Origin of the sequence: Flavobacterium rarum (SeqCode), from assembly GCF_965234445.1 — a bacterium.
Taxonomy (GTDB): domain Bacteria; phylum Bacteroidota; class Bacteroidia; order Flavobacteriales; family Flavobacteriaceae; genus Flavobacterium; species Flavobacterium rarum.
Genome location: NZ_OZ248487.1, coordinates 1 through 15,287, shown reverse-complemented (window position 1 = coordinate 15,287; position 15,287 = coordinate 1). Strand labels below are relative to the sequence as shown.

The following is a 15,287-nucleotide window of genomic DNA, read 5'->3' as shown; positions in this document are numbered from 1 at the left end:
GTAAATTTGGGAACTTTTTAACGAATAACTTTTATGGAAGCGACAGTTACTACTGCAAATAGTGAAAAAACTTGGGGAGGCGGCAATGAGCCAATGGGAGCAAGTTATGGTAAATTAATGATGTGGTTTTTTATCGTATCAGATGCCTTAACGTTCTCTGGATTTTTAGCAGCTTACGGTTTTTCAAGATTTAAATTTATTGAAACGTGGCCTTTGGCCGATGAAGTGTTTACACACTTTCCATTTTTACACGGTGTTTCTGCTCCGATGTATTATGTGGCATTAATGACTTTTATTTTAATTTTCTCGTCTGTTACGATGGTGTTAGCCGTTGACGCAGGACATCAAATGAAAAAGGATAAAGTAGCCCTTTATATGTTTTTAACAATCATTGGAGGTATTATTTTTGTTGGCTCTCAAGCTTGGGAGTGGAAAAATTTTATTAAAGGAGAATATGGTGCTGTTGAAACTACAGGAGGTAGCTTGCTACAGTTTGTCGACAAAGAAGGGCATCGTGTTGCTTTGGCTGATTTTGCTGCAGAATTACCTGTAGAAAGAGAGCATTTAACAAGAGACAAAGCTAAATGGTTCATGAGTGAACCTGCTATTCCAACTTATACAGTTGCAGAAGTACAAGCGGGATTCAAGAGTCATCCTGATGTTTTGATACGAATTGAATCTTTAAATAAAAAGAAAGAAAAAATTGTACTTTCAAGAGAAGAATCTCTAGTGAGATTAAATCAAGCTAGTTTGGTAATTGAAGGAGCAAACTTAACTCATAATGAATACGGAAGTAAGCTTTTTGCTGATTTCTTTTTCTTCATTACTGGTTTTCATGGATTCCACGTTGTGTCGGGTATTATTATCAACATCATTATATTCTTTAATGTTTTGTTGGGTACTTATGAAAAAAGAAGAAGTTATGAAATGGTCGAAAAAGTGGGTCTTTATTGGCACTTTGTTGATTTAGTTTGGGTATTTGTTTTTACATTCTTCTATTTAGTTTAATTTTAGATTTATCATTATGTCACACGCACACGTTTCTAATACAAAAAGAATTTGGACTGTTTTTGGTCTGTTGTCTTTAATTACAACAGTCGAAGTTGGTTTTGGTATCGTAAGACCAGATGCTTTGTTTCTTCATACTTTTGTTGGAGTGAGTTTATTAAACTGGTTGTTTATTATATTAACACTTGTAAAAGCATATTATATTGTATGGGCATTTATGCACATGGAAGGAGAAAAAAGTACATTGCGAAATGCCGTTGTTTATCCTTTAATATTTTTAGTTTGTTATTTGCTTTTTATTCTCTTAACAGAAGGAGACTATGTTTTTGAGGTTTTTAAAAATTCTACAATAAAATGGAATTTTTAACATCATATTAATTCAAAAAAGAGGTACGCATTGCGTACCTTTTTTTATTTTTGTACTTTAATTTATTCATATCCTAATGAAAAAAAATATTGTTCTTTTTGTCCTTTTTATTTTACCAATTGTTGCCTATCTTTTTTTTGCTTCAGGCGTTAACAGTTTTACTAAATTACCAATTTTAACTCCGAAAGTTTCCGATTTTGGAAAATGGAAATCTTTAAATGGTGAAAAAGTGAGTTTGAATAATAAGATAACTATTCTTGGTTTTTCGGGTACAGAGATTCTTAAAAACAGAGGTAATTATTTTAATCTAAATGAGAAGATTTACCAAAGATATCATAACTTCAAAGATTTACAGTTTGTTGTTGTTGCTCCTTTGGGTACCGAAAAAGATGTTAAAGCTGTAATTGATGCTTTAGGTGCTTTTACAGATGTAACGCAGTGGCATTTTGTTTTTACAACTCCTGAAGAAATAAAAATTTATTTTAATCAATTAAAATTAAAAGGGTCTTTGAATCCTGATTTTGGTACTGCTGATGTTTATATCGTTGATAAGCAAAGAAATTTGAGAGGAAGAAAAGAGAAGAAAGACTATAAAGAAGGATACAGTACTTTTCATCCAGCTGAATTGAGTAATGAAATGCTAGATGATTTTAAAGTAATTCTTTATGAATATCGTGCCGCTTTAAAAAAGAATCATAACGCTACTAAACAATTATAAATTATGTTTAAAAATAAATCGTATATCGGGATTTCTTTTGTAATTCTCGTTTTTGGAATTTATGCAATTCCCAAAATTGTAGAAAGATTTAATAATAACAGTGTTGTTCAAGGAGATCGATTGGATAAAGTTAGTGGTTCAACTAAAAAGGACGGTAAATTAGTTAAATTAGGAGCTGTTCCAAAATTTGAATTGACCAACCAAGACAATCAAATAATAACAAATGAAATTTACAAAGGAAAAGTTTATGTTTTGGAGTTTTTCTTTGCTACTTGCCCTTCTATATGTCCTAAAATGAATGCTAATATGCTGATACTTCAAAACACTTTTTTTGGAAATCCAAATTTCGGTATTGTCTCAATAACAATTGATCCTTTACACGACACTCCTAAAGTTTTAAAAGAACATGCTAATGTATTGGGAGTAAAATCTTCAAATTGGAATTTCTTAACTGGTGACAAAGAGTATATTTACAATTTGTCCAATAAAGGATTTAATATTTATGTAGGAGAGAACAGTAAAGTGCAAGGCGGTTTTGAACATTCTGGTCTTTTTGCTTTGATTGATAAAAACGGATATATCAGATGCAGAAAAGATGATTTTGGAAATCCAATTTTATATTATGATGGGCTTGAGAAAAAAGGGATCAGAGATATCCAACAAGATATTCAAACTTTGTTAAAAGAATAAAGAACAAAGAACAAAGAAAAAAGATAATACAAGTAGAATGTAAAATTAGATTAAAAAGATAGAATGGAAAATAATGCCTTAGAACAAAAATATAATAAGTGGATTGTGTTGTTGTCAATTGTAATCCCTGTTGCGGTTGCGGTTCTCTTTAAAGTGAAGTTAAAAGATTTTGGATTTGATGTAACACCGCTTTCCTTTTTACCGCCAATTTACGCTACTGTAAATGGAATTACGGCTTTACTTTTAATTGCAGCAGTAATGTCTATAAAAAAGGGGAATAAAAAGCGTCATGAATTGTTGATGAAATTGGCAATTGGTTGTTCTGTTGCTTTTCTTGTTATGTATGTAGCGTATCACATGACTGCAGATTCTACTAAATTTGGTGGAGAAGGAATTTTAAAATATGTGTATTTCTTTATACTTATAACTCACATAGTTTTATCAATAGCAGTAATTCCTCTTGTCTTGATAACTTATGTTAGAGCTTTGTCCAACAAATTTGACAAACATAAAAAAATCGCCAAAATTACTTTTCCAATTTGGCTTTATGTTGCTGTAACAGGAGTAATTGTATATTTAATGATAGCTCCATATTATGTTTATTAAAGAAAATAGAAAAGAGAGAATAGAAAAAAGAAGAATTGGGTTGAGAACATATTTCTATGTTTTATGTTTTATGTTCATTTCTCTGTCTTCAAGTGCACAATGTGCTATGTGTAGAGCAGCCTTAAATGGTGAAGATAATAAAGAAAAAGCGGCTGCAATCAATGATGGAATTGTTTATTTAATGGTGATTCCTTATGTTTTGGTAGGAGCTCTAGGATATTATATTTATCGTATGAAAAAGAAGAAGTCTTAAGAAAATTCAATCGCGGTTTCAATTGTTAAAAAAAAATCAGTTTTGAAAAAAAATTATTTTTCAGAACTGATTTTTTTTTAACTTCAAACTGTTGACTCTATTTCAACCCATCAATAGAAACGTTTACCGTTCCATTTACCTTTATAAAAGCAATAATCGCTTGATTGGTTAATTCTATTTTTTGAAACTGAATGTCTTCCATCTTTCCATTGACGAAAACACCTGGCATAGGAGTGTAGTTTTTTAGATAAACCAGCATATTTTGTTTGGCTTCGTCCATATTTGTTTTAATTGAATACCGACAGCTTTCTTGCATTTTCTTTAAAATAATACCTTGAGCCAACCAATTGGCTGTTCGCATTAATCTGCTTTTGGTATCTAATACATAATCCAATTTGTCAAAATAGATTTCTTTGGTGGAGTCATTATATTGTGGGATTCCGTTTAAATAAATGGTTCCGTTTACCGAACCTAGAAGGTCTAGAGCAATTACCATTTTACCATCTTTGTGCCAAATAGCTACGTTTTGTACTTTTACTTTTTTGTTTCCAGACCCAAATTCTTGCCCTACAAAATTTGTTGTCATCAATCGAGAAGCTTCTTGATAAGTTGAAACTGCTGCTATGTTGGCCGTAATTTGTTCTGGGATTTTGTCAACGGCTTTCAATACAATCTTGCTGGATTCAAATTTTGTTTCTGGCTTTTTACCAATAAGGGTTTCCATATTGCATTTCATACCCATATTCAATAAAAACGAATCGTTTTTAAGTTTGGCATTGGTAGAATATACTTCGATTGGGACTATTCTGAGCCAAGTTTTATACACTTCACTCAATTCCATCGGAGTGCATATTTTGGATATCGCATCCATTACGTTGGGTTTGAAATCCATAGAATTTTCGATTGCAGTATCAATGCTTTTTTCGATTTTCGATTTAAAAAGGCTTACTGCTGGATTGATGAGATAGGTTACAGGCATGTTTTTGCCAAATACAGTCATTGTTGGGCTCTCAACCCAATCCAGTGATTGTAATGTTGTTTTGGAGCTTAGTCTCCAATTACTCAAACTTACACTGCTTAATAAAGTGATGGCTCCATTAAGATTGAATTCTTGAGTTTTGTATAAGTCAACACCCAATGTTTTGGTTCCAATTCTGTATTTTACCCAAATTTTTAAAGGTAAAACCGTTTTTATTTTTTCAGTCTCTTTTCCATGGTCATTTGTGATGGTAATCGGTGCTTGTTTCCAAACTTTGATTTCGATATTGTCATCTTCGATTTTAGTGTCTTCGTAGATTAAACCATTTAACAGTGTGTTGGTTTGGTTTTCAATGTCTTTTAATTTGATACTAACTGGCAAATTGATAAAGGATGGAATGCTAGTGTAAGTCAGAGGAACGGCATCATCTGGTTCGGGTTTTAAAGCTTCTATTTTTTGAAAAGTCGAAGAACAACTTGAAGTTAAAAGAAGTAAAGTAGAAATGAAAATAATTAGAAATGAAAATGACTTTAGCATTTGTTTTGTGTTTTTGGCTACAAATTTAACAAAACAAATATATTTTTTGATACAGTTGTAACAATTTTAATGAAATTAAGTCTTATGAATTAAATTAGTTCTAAGGATGCTTAGATTTATGAATACTGCTTTATTTTATAAAATAAATACCTTTTTTTAAAAACAGACGAAATCATGATTGAAATTAAAGACTTACATAAATCATACAAAATGGGACATTCCGAATTGCATGTGCTAAAAGGAATTAATTTCAATATAAAAGAAGGGGAATTGGTTGCCATTATGGGATCTTCGGGTTCTGGGAAATCTACTTTGCTTAATATATTAGGAATTCTTGATGAAGCTGATTCCGGTCTTTATACATTGGATAATGTTCCAATCAAAAAATTGAATGAAACAATAGCTTCCAAATACCGAAACCAATTTCTTGGTTTTGTTTTTCAATCTTTTAACTTAATAAATTACAAAAGTGCCTTGGATAATGTGGCTTTGCCTTTGTATTATCAAGGGGTGAAGAGAAAAGAAAGAAATGAGATTGCGATGCGATATTTAGAGAAAGTAGGTCTGGCCTCCCATTCTCATCATTTACCAAATGAACTTTCTGGAGGACAAAAACAGCGTGTAGCTATTGCAAGAGCTTTGGCTTCGAACCCAAAAGTATTATTGGCCGATGAACCAACGGGAGCTTTGGATACTTTGACTTCGTATGAAGTAATGGAATTGATACAAGGGATTAACGATGAAGGCAAAACGATTTTGATTGTAACTCACGAACCTGATATTGCTGCTATGTGCAAACGAAATGTGGTTTTGAAAGACGGAATCATCATTGATGATAAAATGGTAGAACAAGTAAGAGCATCTTCTTATGTTTAATATAGAACGTTGGCAGGAAATATTTGAGGCAATTGCCAAAAACAAATTGAGAACTTTTCTTACTGGGCTTTCTGTGGCTTCGGGTATTTTTATTTTAGTCATACTACTTGGAGTTGGTAAAGGTTTGCAGAATGGTATTGAAAAACAATTTGAACGGGATGCAGCTGGTATAATCGAGGTGTGGTCTGGAGCAACTACCAAAGCATATAAAGGTTTAAATCCTGGAAGACAAATACAGTTTAGAAATAGTGATTATGATATTTCTGTTCAAAAATATGGTGATCAGTTTGAAAAGAATGGATCAACTTTAAATGCTTGGGGTGCAAGTATTGTATATGGAAAGGAGTCAGGAAATTATCAATACCGAGGGGTAAATCCAGATTATTTAGCGATAGAAAATGCTACTGTTGTTAAGGGGCGTTTTATTAATGCAAACGATTTGATATATAATGAAAAAGTAGCCATAATTGGACAAAAAATAAACTTGGATCTATTTAAAGGAAAAAATCCAATAGGGGAAAAAATTTCGGTAAATAATATCAATTTTAAAGTTGTTGGAGTATTTACTGATCCAGGAGGCGAAAGAGAAGAAGGAAGAGTTTTTATACCATTATCAACTTCGCAACAGGTTTATGGTGCTGGTGAAAACATCAGTAATATGTTTTATACCCTAAAAAAGAAAGATACTTATGATGAAGCTGTAGCTCAGGCAAAAAAATTCACCAATGATTTAGGGACATTATTGAAAAGTAAAAACATGATTGCTCCCGATGATGAAAGTGCAATTGGTATAAACAATTCAATTGTAGAAGCAAAAAAATTTTATGACCTGAATCTTTATATTCGATTGTTTTTTTGGTGGGTAGGAATTTGTACTATAATTGCTGGAGTCGTTGGGGTAAGTAATATTATGATGATTATTGTAAAAGAAAGAACTAAAGAAATTGGAATTAGAAAAGCTCTTGGTGCTTCACCATTGTCAATAGTTATAATGATTTTGCATGAATCGATATTTATAACCACTATTTCTGGTTTTATTGGATTGTTAACCGGATTAGCACTTTTAGAATTGGTTGGTCCGCATGCAGAAAGTGAATATTTTAGAAATCCGCAAGTAGATTTTACTGTGGCAATATCAACCTTAATTGTTTTAGTAATTGCAGGGGCTTTGGCAGGATTTATTCCGGCATATAGAGCTGCAAAAATTAGACCTATTGTAGCACTTAGAGATGAATAATTATGTTTGATAGAGAAAAATGGAACGAAATTTTAGAGGCTTTAACAGCTAATACTTTCCGAACGCTTTTGACAGCTTTTGGAGTGTTTTGGGGTATATTTATTTTGGTTATTTTGTTAGCTGCCTCAAATGGTCTGGAAAATGGTGTCAAAAAAGGATTTGATGGAATTGCGACAAACACTATGTTTATGTGGACACAAGGTACTTCAAAAGCCTATAAAGGTTTGCCTAAAACAAGACAATTTAATTTTAAGAACAATGATGTCGATGCTTTAAAACAAAAATTCCCAGATCTTTTGTATGTTTCACCACGCAATCAACTTGGTGATTTTAATGGAGTCAGTAATGTTATAAGAGGAACAAAAACTGGTGCATATACCATTTATGGTGATTATCCTGAGCTAATCAAGCAAGAGCAGATGGAAATTATTAAAGGTCGTTTTGTGAATCAACAGGATATTCTTTCAAGACGCAAAGTGGCAATTATAGGTAGAGGTGTTATTGCAGAATTGTATATGAATGCTGAAGAGGTTATAGGAACTTATATTAAAATTAATGGTGTAAATTTTATGGTGGTTGGAGTATACAAATCCAAAGGTCAAAATAATGGAAATGCCGAATCTGCTCAAAAAAATATTTTCATTCCCTTTACTACTTTTCAACAAGCTTTTAATTTTGGAGATACTGTTGGTTGGATGGCACTTACTGCAAAAGACGATGCTTCTATTACCGCATTAAAACCTGGTATTTTAGCCTTTATGAAGGAAAGACATACTATTCATCCCGATGATGAAAGAGCGGTTGGTAATTTTGACTTGTTTGAAGAATTTCAAAAAGTACAAGATTTGTTTATGGTACTTAAATTCATTGCTTATTTTGTTGGAACATTAGTATTGTTATCTGGGATTATTGGTATTTCAAATATTATGTTGATCGTAGTAAAAGAGCGTACCAAAGAAATAGGAATCCGAAGAGCATTGGGTGCAAGCCCTGGCGCTATTCGATCTCAAATATTAATGGAAGCTATATTTTTAACAATAATAGCAGGAATGTTTGGAATTGCTGTTGCTACAGGTTTACTTGCCATACTGAATATGATATTAGCAACAATGCCTACAGAAGGAATGATGTTTATAAATCCAAGTGTGGACTTAGTAGTTGTTTTTATAGCCTTGCTTATATTGGTAGGATCTGGTTTGCTGGCGGGTTTTATTCCTGCGCAAACTGCTATCAATATAAAACCAGTAGATGCATTACGAACAGAATAACACCCCTTACCCCAAATGGGGATTAAGAGGTAAATAAAAATATTAATAATCGAATAAAATTTAAAAAATGAAAAAAGGAGTAACCATAACCGTATTGATTCTTATAGCTATAGTTTTTTTCGGGGCTTTATATTATTTGTACGCCAAAAATCAAGAATCACCTGTTGTTTTTGAAACGGATAAAGTTGAAGTCAAAACTATTCTAAAAAGTACTCTTGCAACGGGGAATATTGTGCCAGACGAAGAAGTATTAATTAAACCCAATATTTCGGGAATTATTGAAGCAGTATATATCAAAGCTGGCGAATCAGTAAAAGCAGGTGACATGATTGCCAAAATCAAAGTAGTTGCCAATGTTTCCAATTTAAGCAATTCGCAAAATCAAGTCAAAACGGCTAAAATAGATTTGGATAACCAAGAAAAATTATTTCAAAGACAAAAAACATTGTTTGATAAAGGGGTTATTTCTGCCAATGATTTTGATGCGGCTCAATTGGCTTATAGCCAAGCCAAACAAAATTATAGTGCGTCGATTCAAGGATTTGACATCGTTAAAACAGGAACTACTTCTGGGTTGGGCAGTTATGCGAATACTTTGATTCGTTCAACTGTAAACGGAATGGTACTTGATGTTCCTGTGAAGGTAGGTAATCAAGTAATTGAAAGTAATAATTTTAATGAGGGTACTACTATTGCAAGTGTTGCCGATATTGGAAGAATGATATTTGTTGGTAAAGTAGATGAATCTGAAGTGGGAAAGATCAAATTAAATATGCCAATCGAAATTACTGTTGGAGCTATTGAAAACAAGAAATTCGAAGCTGTATTAACTTATATAGCTCCGAAAGGGAAAACAGAAAACGGTGCTATACAATTCGAAATTAAGGCAACGCTTACCAACAGAGACAATACTTTTATTAGAGCTGGTTTGAGTGCAAATGCCTCTATCATATTAGAAAAAGCTGATAAAGTTCAAGCGTTGAAGGAGTCTTTAATTCAATTTGATAAAAAAACACAAAAACCTTACGTTGAGGTTGAAACAGGAAAACAAAAGTTTCAAAGAAAAGATGTTACCTTAGGAGTGAGTGATGGAATTTATGTTCAAGTTAAAAGTGGCATCAAAGCTACAGATAAAATAAAAGTCTGGAATCAAGGGTTAATTACAGAAGAAGCAAAGCCTAATTAAACATTGAAAAAGGATTTTTACATAGAAATTAAGTTAAATATGCGTAGTATATTTGTTACGCTTTTATTCCAATAAAAATGAAAAAAATAAATTATATTAGTATCGCTTTAGTCTTTCTGATGGGATTGTCGGCTCAAGCACAGACCAAAGTATGGACTTTAGAAGAGTGTGTAAAGTATGCTATAAAAAACAATATTTCGATAAAAAACACCGAATTGGATACGCTGTCTGCGAGTATAGACAAAAGAGGTGCTTTCGGAAATTTTTTGCCAAATGCCAACTTGAATGCCAATCATTCATGGAATATTGGTCTAAATCAAGATATAACAACAGGACTTTTGAGAAATCAAACGACACAATTTACAAGCCTTGGAGCCAATATTGGAGTAGATATCTACAAAGGAATGCAGAATCAAAATACAATGCGTAGAGCGAATCTTTCTATTGTATCTGCTAAATACAAATTGGTAAAAATGCAGGAAGACATTGCTTTGAATGTTGCCAATGCTTTTTTGCAGGTACTTTTTAATAAAGAAAATCTAAAAGTACAACAAGAACAGTTGTCCATAAATGAAAAACAATACAAACGTTCTGAGGAACTTGTAAAAGCGGGTTCTATACCACGTGGAGATTTACTAGATATCAACGCAACTGTGGCTTCAAACAAACAAAATGTTATTACAGCCGAAAACTCTTTGTTGATTTCTAAATTGAGTTTGGCACAATTACTGCAATTGAAGGAATTTTGGGATTTTGATGTAATTGATGATACTAATGCCAAAGATGAAAATAATATAATGTCGATAAAACCGATGGATATTTATACAAAGGCAAAAGAAAGCAGAACAGAGTTAAAAATAGCACAAACCAATTTAGAGATTGCTCAGAAAGATGTAGCAATTTCAAAAGGTGCTTTTCAGCCTACTTTAACAGCTTTTTATGGTTTTAATTCGAGAGTTTCTTATGCTGATGTTATTGCTTTTGATAGCACAGGAAAACCTGTAGGGACAAAACCAGCAGATTCTTTTGGAACGCAATTGAATGATAATAAAGGTCAAAATTTTGGAATGCAGTTGAATATTCCTGTGTTTAATGGGTTTTCTGTTAGAAACAACGTGGATCGTTCTAAAGTAGCTTTGGAAAAATCCAAAATTGCATTGGAAAAAGAAGATTTAGATTTGCAAAGAAATGTATATACTGCTTTTACAGATGCCAAAGGGGCTATGAATGCTCACGAATCATCTCTTGTAGCATTAGAATCTAGACAAGAAGCATACAATTATGCAAAAGAACGATATGCGGTAGGATTAATGAATTCTTTTGATTTTAATCAAGCACAAACGTTACTTACCAATGCACAATCAGAAGTTATTAGAACCAAATACGATTATATCTTTAAAATCAAAATATTAGAATTTTATTTCGGAATTCCAATTATCAAAAAATAATTTATTATGTCAAAAAAAACAATTTACATCTTATTAGGATCTTCAGTAGCAATTATTGCTGTATTAATTGGGCTTTCAAAATCGGGAGTCATAGGGAATAAAGATAAAGGAAAAGAGATTGAAATTGCCAATGTTGAAACAGGGACTATCGTAGAAACAGTATCGGCAACAGGAAAAATTCAACCCGAAATTGAGGTCAAAATATCCTCTGAAGTTTCTGGAGAAATTATTTCACTTAATGTAAAAGAAGGTCAAGTAGTAAAAAAAGGTGACTTATTGGTAAAAATAAATCCTGATTTATATACTTCAGGGTACAACCGTTCAGTTTCCAATTTGTCAGGAACCAAAGCGGGTTTGAGTCAGTCCGATGCTTCTTTTAATGAAGCAAAAGCCAACTATGATAGAAACAAATCCTTGTTTGAAAAAGGGATTATCTCCAAGTCAGATTGGGACAAATCAGTAGCTTCTTTTGAAGTAGCAAAAGCCAACAAACAATCGGCTTATTACAATGTGCAAAGTGCTTCTGCAACTGTTAATGAAGCCAAAGACAACTTGGGTAGAACGACTATTTATGCTCCAGCAGATGGAACTATTTCTATGCTGAATGTAGAACTTGGCGAAAGAGTATTGGGGACGCAACAAATGGCGGGAACAGAGATTTTAAGAGTAGCCAACTTGAATAATATGGAAGTGGAAGTAGATGTGAATGAAAATGATATCGTAAAAATAAAAGTTGGGGACTTGGCTAATGTAGAGGTTGATGCCTATTTGAAAAAACAATTCAAAGGGGTTGTAACTAGCATCTCTAATTCTGCTAGTACAGCTTTAACAGCAGATCAAGTAACCAATTTTAAAGTGAAAGTTAGAATCTTAAAAGAATCCTATCAAGATTTAGTGGTAGGTAAACCACTTTCTTATTCGCCATTTCGACCTGGAATGACGGCTACAGTTGATATTATAACTACTACCAAAACCAATGTAGTTCATGTGCCAATAAGTGCTGTAGTTGTAAAATCCGACACAACAGCTGTAAAAGAAATTAAAATGGACGGACCGGAATCTGAAAATAAAAAACCAGCTCCGAAAAGTGATAAAAAATTAGAGTGTGTTTTTGTAAAAGTGGGAGATAAAGCCAAAATTCGAATTATAAAAACAGGTATTCAAGACGATGCTAATATTGAGGTAGTTTCCGGTCTTAAGAAAGGTGATGTTGTAATTACAGGCCCTTATACAACGGTTTCTAAGGATTTGAATTCTGGAGATAAGGTTTTTATTCAGAAAGAAGAAGTTAAAAAGAAATAGTTATTGCCTTTTTTAGTCTTTACAATAAATCTTTTTAAATACAGTTAATTTGAAACACGTCTAAAATTTTTTAGGCGTGTTTCTTTTTTTTTATAAGAAATTTTCAAAATTCGATGTAAATTTGCAATCGTATCCATTATTTGAAGGTTTTAGGTTTGTTATAAACAGTCTAAAGTCTAAAATCTAAAATCTAAAATTAAAGTGTCTTACATTCTCAACATTGAAACCGCTACCAAAAAATGTTCTGTTGCTTTGGCAAAAGAAGGAAAAACGATACTATGCAAAGAAATTGCCGAAGAAGGCTATTCACATGCAGAGCGTTTACATGTTTTTATAGAAGAAATACTCGATGAAACGGGAATAAGATTTGGTGATCTCTCTGCTGTTGCAGTAAGTCAAGGGCCGGGGTCTTATACGGGATTGCGAATAGGCATTTCGGCAGCAAAAGGGTTGTGTTATGCAATGAGTATTCCGCTTATTGCTGTTGATACTTTAAAGGTTTTAGCATCTCAGGTAAACGTAACAGATGGTTTGATTGTGCCAATGATTGATGCTCGTAGAATGGAAGTGTATAGTGCTGTTTTTTCTGCCTCTTTAGAAAAAAACAGAAAGGTATTGGCCGAAATTATCACGGAAGATTCATTTATAGATATTGAAGAAACCGTTTATTTTGTAGGTGATTGTAACGAAAAATGTAAAACAGTATTGACAAAGAATAATTTTGTGTTTCTCGATGCCATTAAATTTCCTTCGGCCAATGAAATGAGTTCTTTGAGTTTTGATAAATACAAAAAAAGCGACTTTGTTGATGTCGCTTATTTTGAGCCTTATTATTTAAAAGATTTTTTAATTACTACTTCCAAAAAACAGCAATAAGTATTTATATTTTAGTTAATTGTTTTTCGAAAACTCTGTTACAAAGGGTTGGAAAGTAATTCCAGCTGTATCAAAAGCCAATTTACAGTTTTCTAAAGTTTCTGAGATAACAATTCCCAAATCTTCGTTTTTTGCCCAAGGTCTTACCGAAATTTGAATAGAATTATCGGTTAAGTTTTTAACTGCTACTTCTGCTGCTGGTGATACTAATACTTTTGGGTTGTTATTAAGCACAGTGGTTATAAGATCTTTTACCTTTTTAATATCAGTGTCATAAGATATAGCAATAGTCAAATCGGCTCTTCTAGTTCCTTGCATAGAATAGTTTGTTATCGTTCCGTTTGATAATGATCCATTGGGTACAAAAACAGTTTGGTTGTTCGCTGTTATTAATTTGGTTACAAAAATTTGAATTTCTTGTACAGTTGCCAAAACGCCTTGGGCTTCAATAGTATCTCCAACTTTAAATGGTTTGAAAAGGATGATAAGCATTCCTCCTGCAAAGTTAGATAAGGAACCTTGCAAAGACAAACCAACTGCAAGTCCCATAGCTCCCAAAATTGCAACAAAAGAAGAGGTCTCAATTCCAAGTTTTGAAATAAAGGTCACAAAAAGCAATACTCTTAATGCCCATAAAAGTATATCTGCTAGAAACTTGGTTAATGTTGGATCTAATTCTCTTTTGACCATTATTTTTCGAATAATTCTATTTATAATTCGAATAGCGTATAGTCCAATAAAAAGAATTAGAAAAGCGGAAATTACTTTTGGAGAATAATCGACAAGTGCCGTAATAAAGGTATCGGCATAACCAGCAATGTAGTTGGGGTCTAAAGTCATATTTGAATTCATAAAAAACCTTCTCGATGGAGAAGGTTGTGTTTTGAATTGCAAAAATACGAATTTAATTTATTGTGTCTATTCAGTAGTTTCTAAGATTCTAAGTTTCTAATATTTTAGTAGTAAATATAAAAATATAAACACCTAAAATTCATGTAATTATTAAAATTATTTTAGAAAAAGACTACGATTATTTTTTTGGCTCTTCGCCTAAATTAGTGGGTATACAAAATATTCACTAATTTTCGGCATGGAAGATTTATCAGGCTTAGGCCCCTTGTTAGGAATAAAAGCACCTTGGTTGTTAGTTGATGCAAAAGTTCAAAAAGCAAATCTAGTTATTGATGTTTATATAGATTTTGAACGTGGCACGAAATTTCCTTGTCCTTGTTGTGGGCAAGAGCGTTCCGTTTATGATAGTAGTTTTAAGCGAATTCGTCATTTGGATATATTTGAATACCGTTGTTATTTAAATGTTCGCATTCCTCGTATAGATTGTCCAAAAGATGGCGTGAAAGTTATTCAAGGTAATCCCTGGAGTAGAAACGGTACGCATTACAGCTTTAAATTTGAGTCGTTTGTAATTCGACTGAGTAAAGAAATGTCTATCTCATCCGTAGGGAGAGAATTGGGCGAACCAGACAAGAATCTATGGAGAGTTTTCCATTATTTTGTAAAAAACAAAGTGATTACTAAATTTAACTTCGCAGATGTTAGGCGTGTTGCTGTTGATGAGACAGCAATAAAAAGAGGGCATAATTATGTTTCTGTTTTTACCGACTTAGATACTGGGAACGTGCTGTATGTAACGGAAGGAAGAAAAAAAGAAGTCTTCTCTGAGTTCTACGGATGGCTCTGGGACAATGGAGGTTTTCCAAGTAATATAGAACTTTTCAGTATGGATATGTCGGTATCCTATCAAGCAGGACAACGAGAGTATTTCGCTGGTACGGAAGTTGTATTTGATAGATTTCATATTAAAAAATGCCTTAATAAAGCCGTGAATTCGGTTAGGAATGAGGAAGTGAAAACTGTTGAATCCCTTAAAAAGACCAAATACATATTTTTGAAGAACGAAAAAAATCTAACTGAAAAT

Annotated in this window: 16 protein-coding genes; 14 read left to right on the top strand and 2 right to left on the bottom strand. The window is 32.6% G+C overall.

Annotated elements, in window-relative coordinates; translation table 11 throughout:
• Positions 1-33: 33 nt before the first annotated feature.
• The 6 genes from AC8GF4_RS07475 to AC8GF4_RS07450 all read left to right on the top strand — a co-directional run bounded on the left by AC8GF4_RS07475 (position 34) and on the right by AC8GF4_RS07450 (position 3,642).
• Positions 34-1,008, top strand: a complete 975-nt coding sequence (locus AC8GF4_RS07475; protein WP_506593624.1) for a cytochrome c oxidase subunit 3 — start codon at positions 34-36, stop codon at positions 1,006-1,008.
• A 16-nt stretch (positions 1,009-1,024) separates the two neighbouring features.
• Positions 1,025-1,375, top strand: a complete 351-nt coding sequence (locus tag AC8GF4_RS07470) for a cytochrome C oxidase subunit IV family protein (RefSeq protein WP_506593623.1) — start codon at positions 1,025-1,027, stop codon at positions 1,373-1,375.
• Between the two features lie 76 nt (positions 1,376-1,451).
• Entirely contained in the window at positions 1,452-2,093 is a 642-nt protein-coding gene (locus AC8GF4_RS07465; RefSeq protein WP_506593622.1) for a hypothetical protein, read from the top strand.
• A gap of 3 nt (positions 2,094-2,096) precedes the next feature.
• Positions 2,097-2,783 (top strand): SCO family protein, encoded by a 687-nt coding sequence (locus tag AC8GF4_RS07460; RefSeq protein ID WP_506593621.1) that lies wholly within the window; start codon positions 2,097-2,099, stop codon positions 2,781-2,783.
• A gap of 63 nt (positions 2,784-2,846) precedes the next feature.
• Positions 2,847-3,389, top strand: a complete 543-nt coding sequence (locus AC8GF4_RS07455) for a DUF420 domain-containing protein (RefSeq protein ID WP_506593620.1) — start codon at positions 2,847-2,849, stop codon at positions 3,387-3,389.
• On the top strand, positions 3,379-3,642 hold the full coding sequence (locus AC8GF4_RS07450) for a CAMCR motif-containing small membrane protein (protein WP_506593619.1): 264 nt from the start codon (positions 3,379-3,381) through the stop codon (positions 3,640-3,642). Before AC8GF4_RS07455 ends, AC8GF4_RS07450 begins: the two co-directional genes overlap by 11 nt.
• A gap of 97 nt (positions 3,643-3,739) precedes the next feature.
• Here AC8GF4_RS07450 and AC8GF4_RS07445 read toward each other — a convergent pair whose 3' ends face one another.
• Positions 3,740-5,158 carry a DUF4403 family protein gene (locus AC8GF4_RS07445; RefSeq protein WP_506593618.1) on the bottom strand — a complete coding sequence of 473 codons (1,419 nt, stop codon included), beginning with the start codon at positions 5,156-5,158 and terminating at the stop codon, positions 3,740-3,742.
• 174 nt (positions 5,159-5,332) lie between these two features.
• Between AC8GF4_RS07445 and AC8GF4_RS07440 the strand changes: the two genes are divergently transcribed.
• From AC8GF4_RS07440 to tsaB, 7 genes are all read left to right on the top strand, one after another.
• Positions 5,333-6,034 (top strand): ABC transporter ATP-binding protein, encoded by a 702-nt coding sequence (locus AC8GF4_RS07440; protein ID WP_281238003.1) that lies wholly within the window; start codon positions 5,333-5,335, stop codon positions 6,032-6,034.
• Positions 6,027-7,271 carry an ABC transporter permease gene (locus AC8GF4_RS07435; protein ID WP_506593617.1) on the top strand — a complete coding sequence of 415 codons (1,245 nt, stop codon included), beginning with the start codon at positions 6,027-6,029 and terminating at the stop codon, positions 7,269-7,271. Before AC8GF4_RS07440 ends, AC8GF4_RS07435 begins: the two co-directional genes overlap by 8 nt.
• Before the next feature lie 2 nt (positions 7,272-7,273).
• Positions 7,274-8,539, top strand: a complete 1,266-nt coding sequence (locus AC8GF4_RS07430) for an ABC transporter permease (protein ID WP_506593616.1) — start codon at positions 7,274-7,276, stop codon at positions 8,537-8,539.
• Positions 8,540-8,606: 67 nt separating this feature from the next.
• The gene (locus AC8GF4_RS07425; RefSeq protein WP_506593615.1) at positions 8,607-9,725 is read left to right on the top strand and encodes an efflux RND transporter periplasmic adaptor subunit; all 1,119 of its coding nucleotides are present in this window, start codon (positions 8,607-8,609) and stop codon (positions 9,723-9,725) included.
• Positions 9,726-9,802: 77 nt separating this feature from the next.
• Positions 9,803-11,173, top strand: a complete 1,371-nt coding sequence (locus AC8GF4_RS07420) for a TolC family protein (protein WP_506593614.1) — start codon at positions 9,803-9,805, stop codon at positions 11,171-11,173.
• Between the two features lie 6 nt (positions 11,174-11,179).
• Positions 11,180-12,475 (top strand): efflux RND transporter periplasmic adaptor subunit, encoded by a 1,296-nt coding sequence (locus AC8GF4_RS07415; protein WP_506593613.1) that lies wholly within the window; start codon positions 11,180-11,182, stop codon positions 12,473-12,475.
• Positions 12,476-12,676: 201 nt separating this feature from the next.
• Entirely contained in the window at positions 12,677-13,351 is a 675-nt protein-coding gene (gene tsaB / locus AC8GF4_RS07410; protein ID WP_506593612.1) for a tRNA (adenosine(37)-N6)-threonylcarbamoyltransferase complex dimerization subunit type 1 TsaB, read from the top strand.
• A gap of 15 nt (positions 13,352-13,366) precedes the next feature.
• On the opposite strand, the gene AC8GF4_RS07405 is transcribed toward tsaB, so the two are convergent.
• Entirely contained in the window at positions 13,367-14,191 is an 825-nt protein-coding gene (locus tag AC8GF4_RS07405; protein ID WP_506593658.1) for a mechanosensitive ion channel family protein, read from the bottom strand.
• A gap of 250 nt (positions 14,192-14,441) precedes the next feature.
• Between AC8GF4_RS07405 and AC8GF4_RS07400 the strand changes: the two genes are divergently transcribed.
• A partial coding sequence (locus tag AC8GF4_RS07400; RefSeq protein ID WP_506593611.1) for an ISL3 family transposase occupies positions 14,442-15,287 on the top strand: 846 nt, incomplete at its 3' end.

What these genes read in the sequence shown, in the direction of transcription:
- AC8GF4_RS07430 (WP_506593616.1), top strand. Translation starts at nt 7,274, where the DNA reads ATGTTTGATAGAGAAAAATGGAACGAAATTTTAGAGGCTTTAACAGCT.
- AC8GF4_RS07450 (WP_506593619.1), top strand. Translation starts at nt 3,379, where the DNA reads ATGTTTATTAAAGAAAATAGAAAAGAGAGAATAGAAAAAAGAAGAATT.
- AC8GF4_RS07470 (WP_506593623.1), top strand. Translation starts at nt 1,025, where the DNA reads ATGTCACACGCACACGTTTCTAATACAAAAAGAATTTGGACTGTTTTT.
- AC8GF4_RS07445 (WP_506593618.1), bottom strand. Translation starts at nt 5,158, where the DNA reads ATGCTAAAGTCATTTTCATTTCTAATTATTTTCATTTCTACTTTACTT.
- AC8GF4_RS07405 (WP_506593658.1), bottom strand. Translation starts at nt 14,191, where the DNA reads ATGACTTTAGACCCCAACTACATTGCTGGTTATGCCGATACCTTTATT.
- AC8GF4_RS07455 (WP_506593620.1), top strand. Translation starts at nt 2,847, where the DNA reads ATGGAAAATAATGCCTTAGAACAAAAATATAATAAGTGGATTGTGTTG.
- AC8GF4_RS07475 (WP_506593624.1), top strand. Translation starts at nt 34, where the DNA reads ATGGAAGCGACAGTTACTACTGCAAATAGTGAAAAAACTTGGGGAGGC.
- AC8GF4_RS07420 (WP_506593614.1), top strand. Translation starts at nt 9,803, where the DNA reads ATGAAAAAAATAAATTATATTAGTATCGCTTTAGTCTTTCTGATGGGA.
- AC8GF4_RS07440 (WP_281238003.1), top strand. Translation starts at nt 5,333, where the DNA reads ATGATTGAAATTAAAGACTTACATAAATCATACAAAATGGGACATTCC.
- AC8GF4_RS07460 (WP_506593621.1), top strand. Translation starts at nt 2,097, where the DNA reads ATGTTTAAAAATAAATCGTATATCGGGATTTCTTTTGTAATTCTCGTT.
- AC8GF4_RS07425 (WP_506593615.1), top strand. Translation starts at nt 8,607, where the DNA reads ATGAAAAAAGGAGTAACCATAACCGTATTGATTCTTATAGCTATAGTT.
- AC8GF4_RS07435 (WP_506593617.1), top strand. Translation starts at nt 6,027, where the DNA reads ATGTTTAATATAGAACGTTGGCAGGAAATATTTGAGGCAATTGCCAAA.
- AC8GF4_RS07465 (WP_506593622.1), top strand. Translation starts at nt 1,452, where the DNA reads ATGAAAAAAAATATTGTTCTTTTTGTCCTTTTTATTTTACCAATTGTT.
- AC8GF4_RS07415 (WP_506593613.1), top strand. Translation starts at nt 11,180, where the DNA reads ATGTCAAAAAAAACAATTTACATCTTATTAGGATCTTCAGTAGCAATT.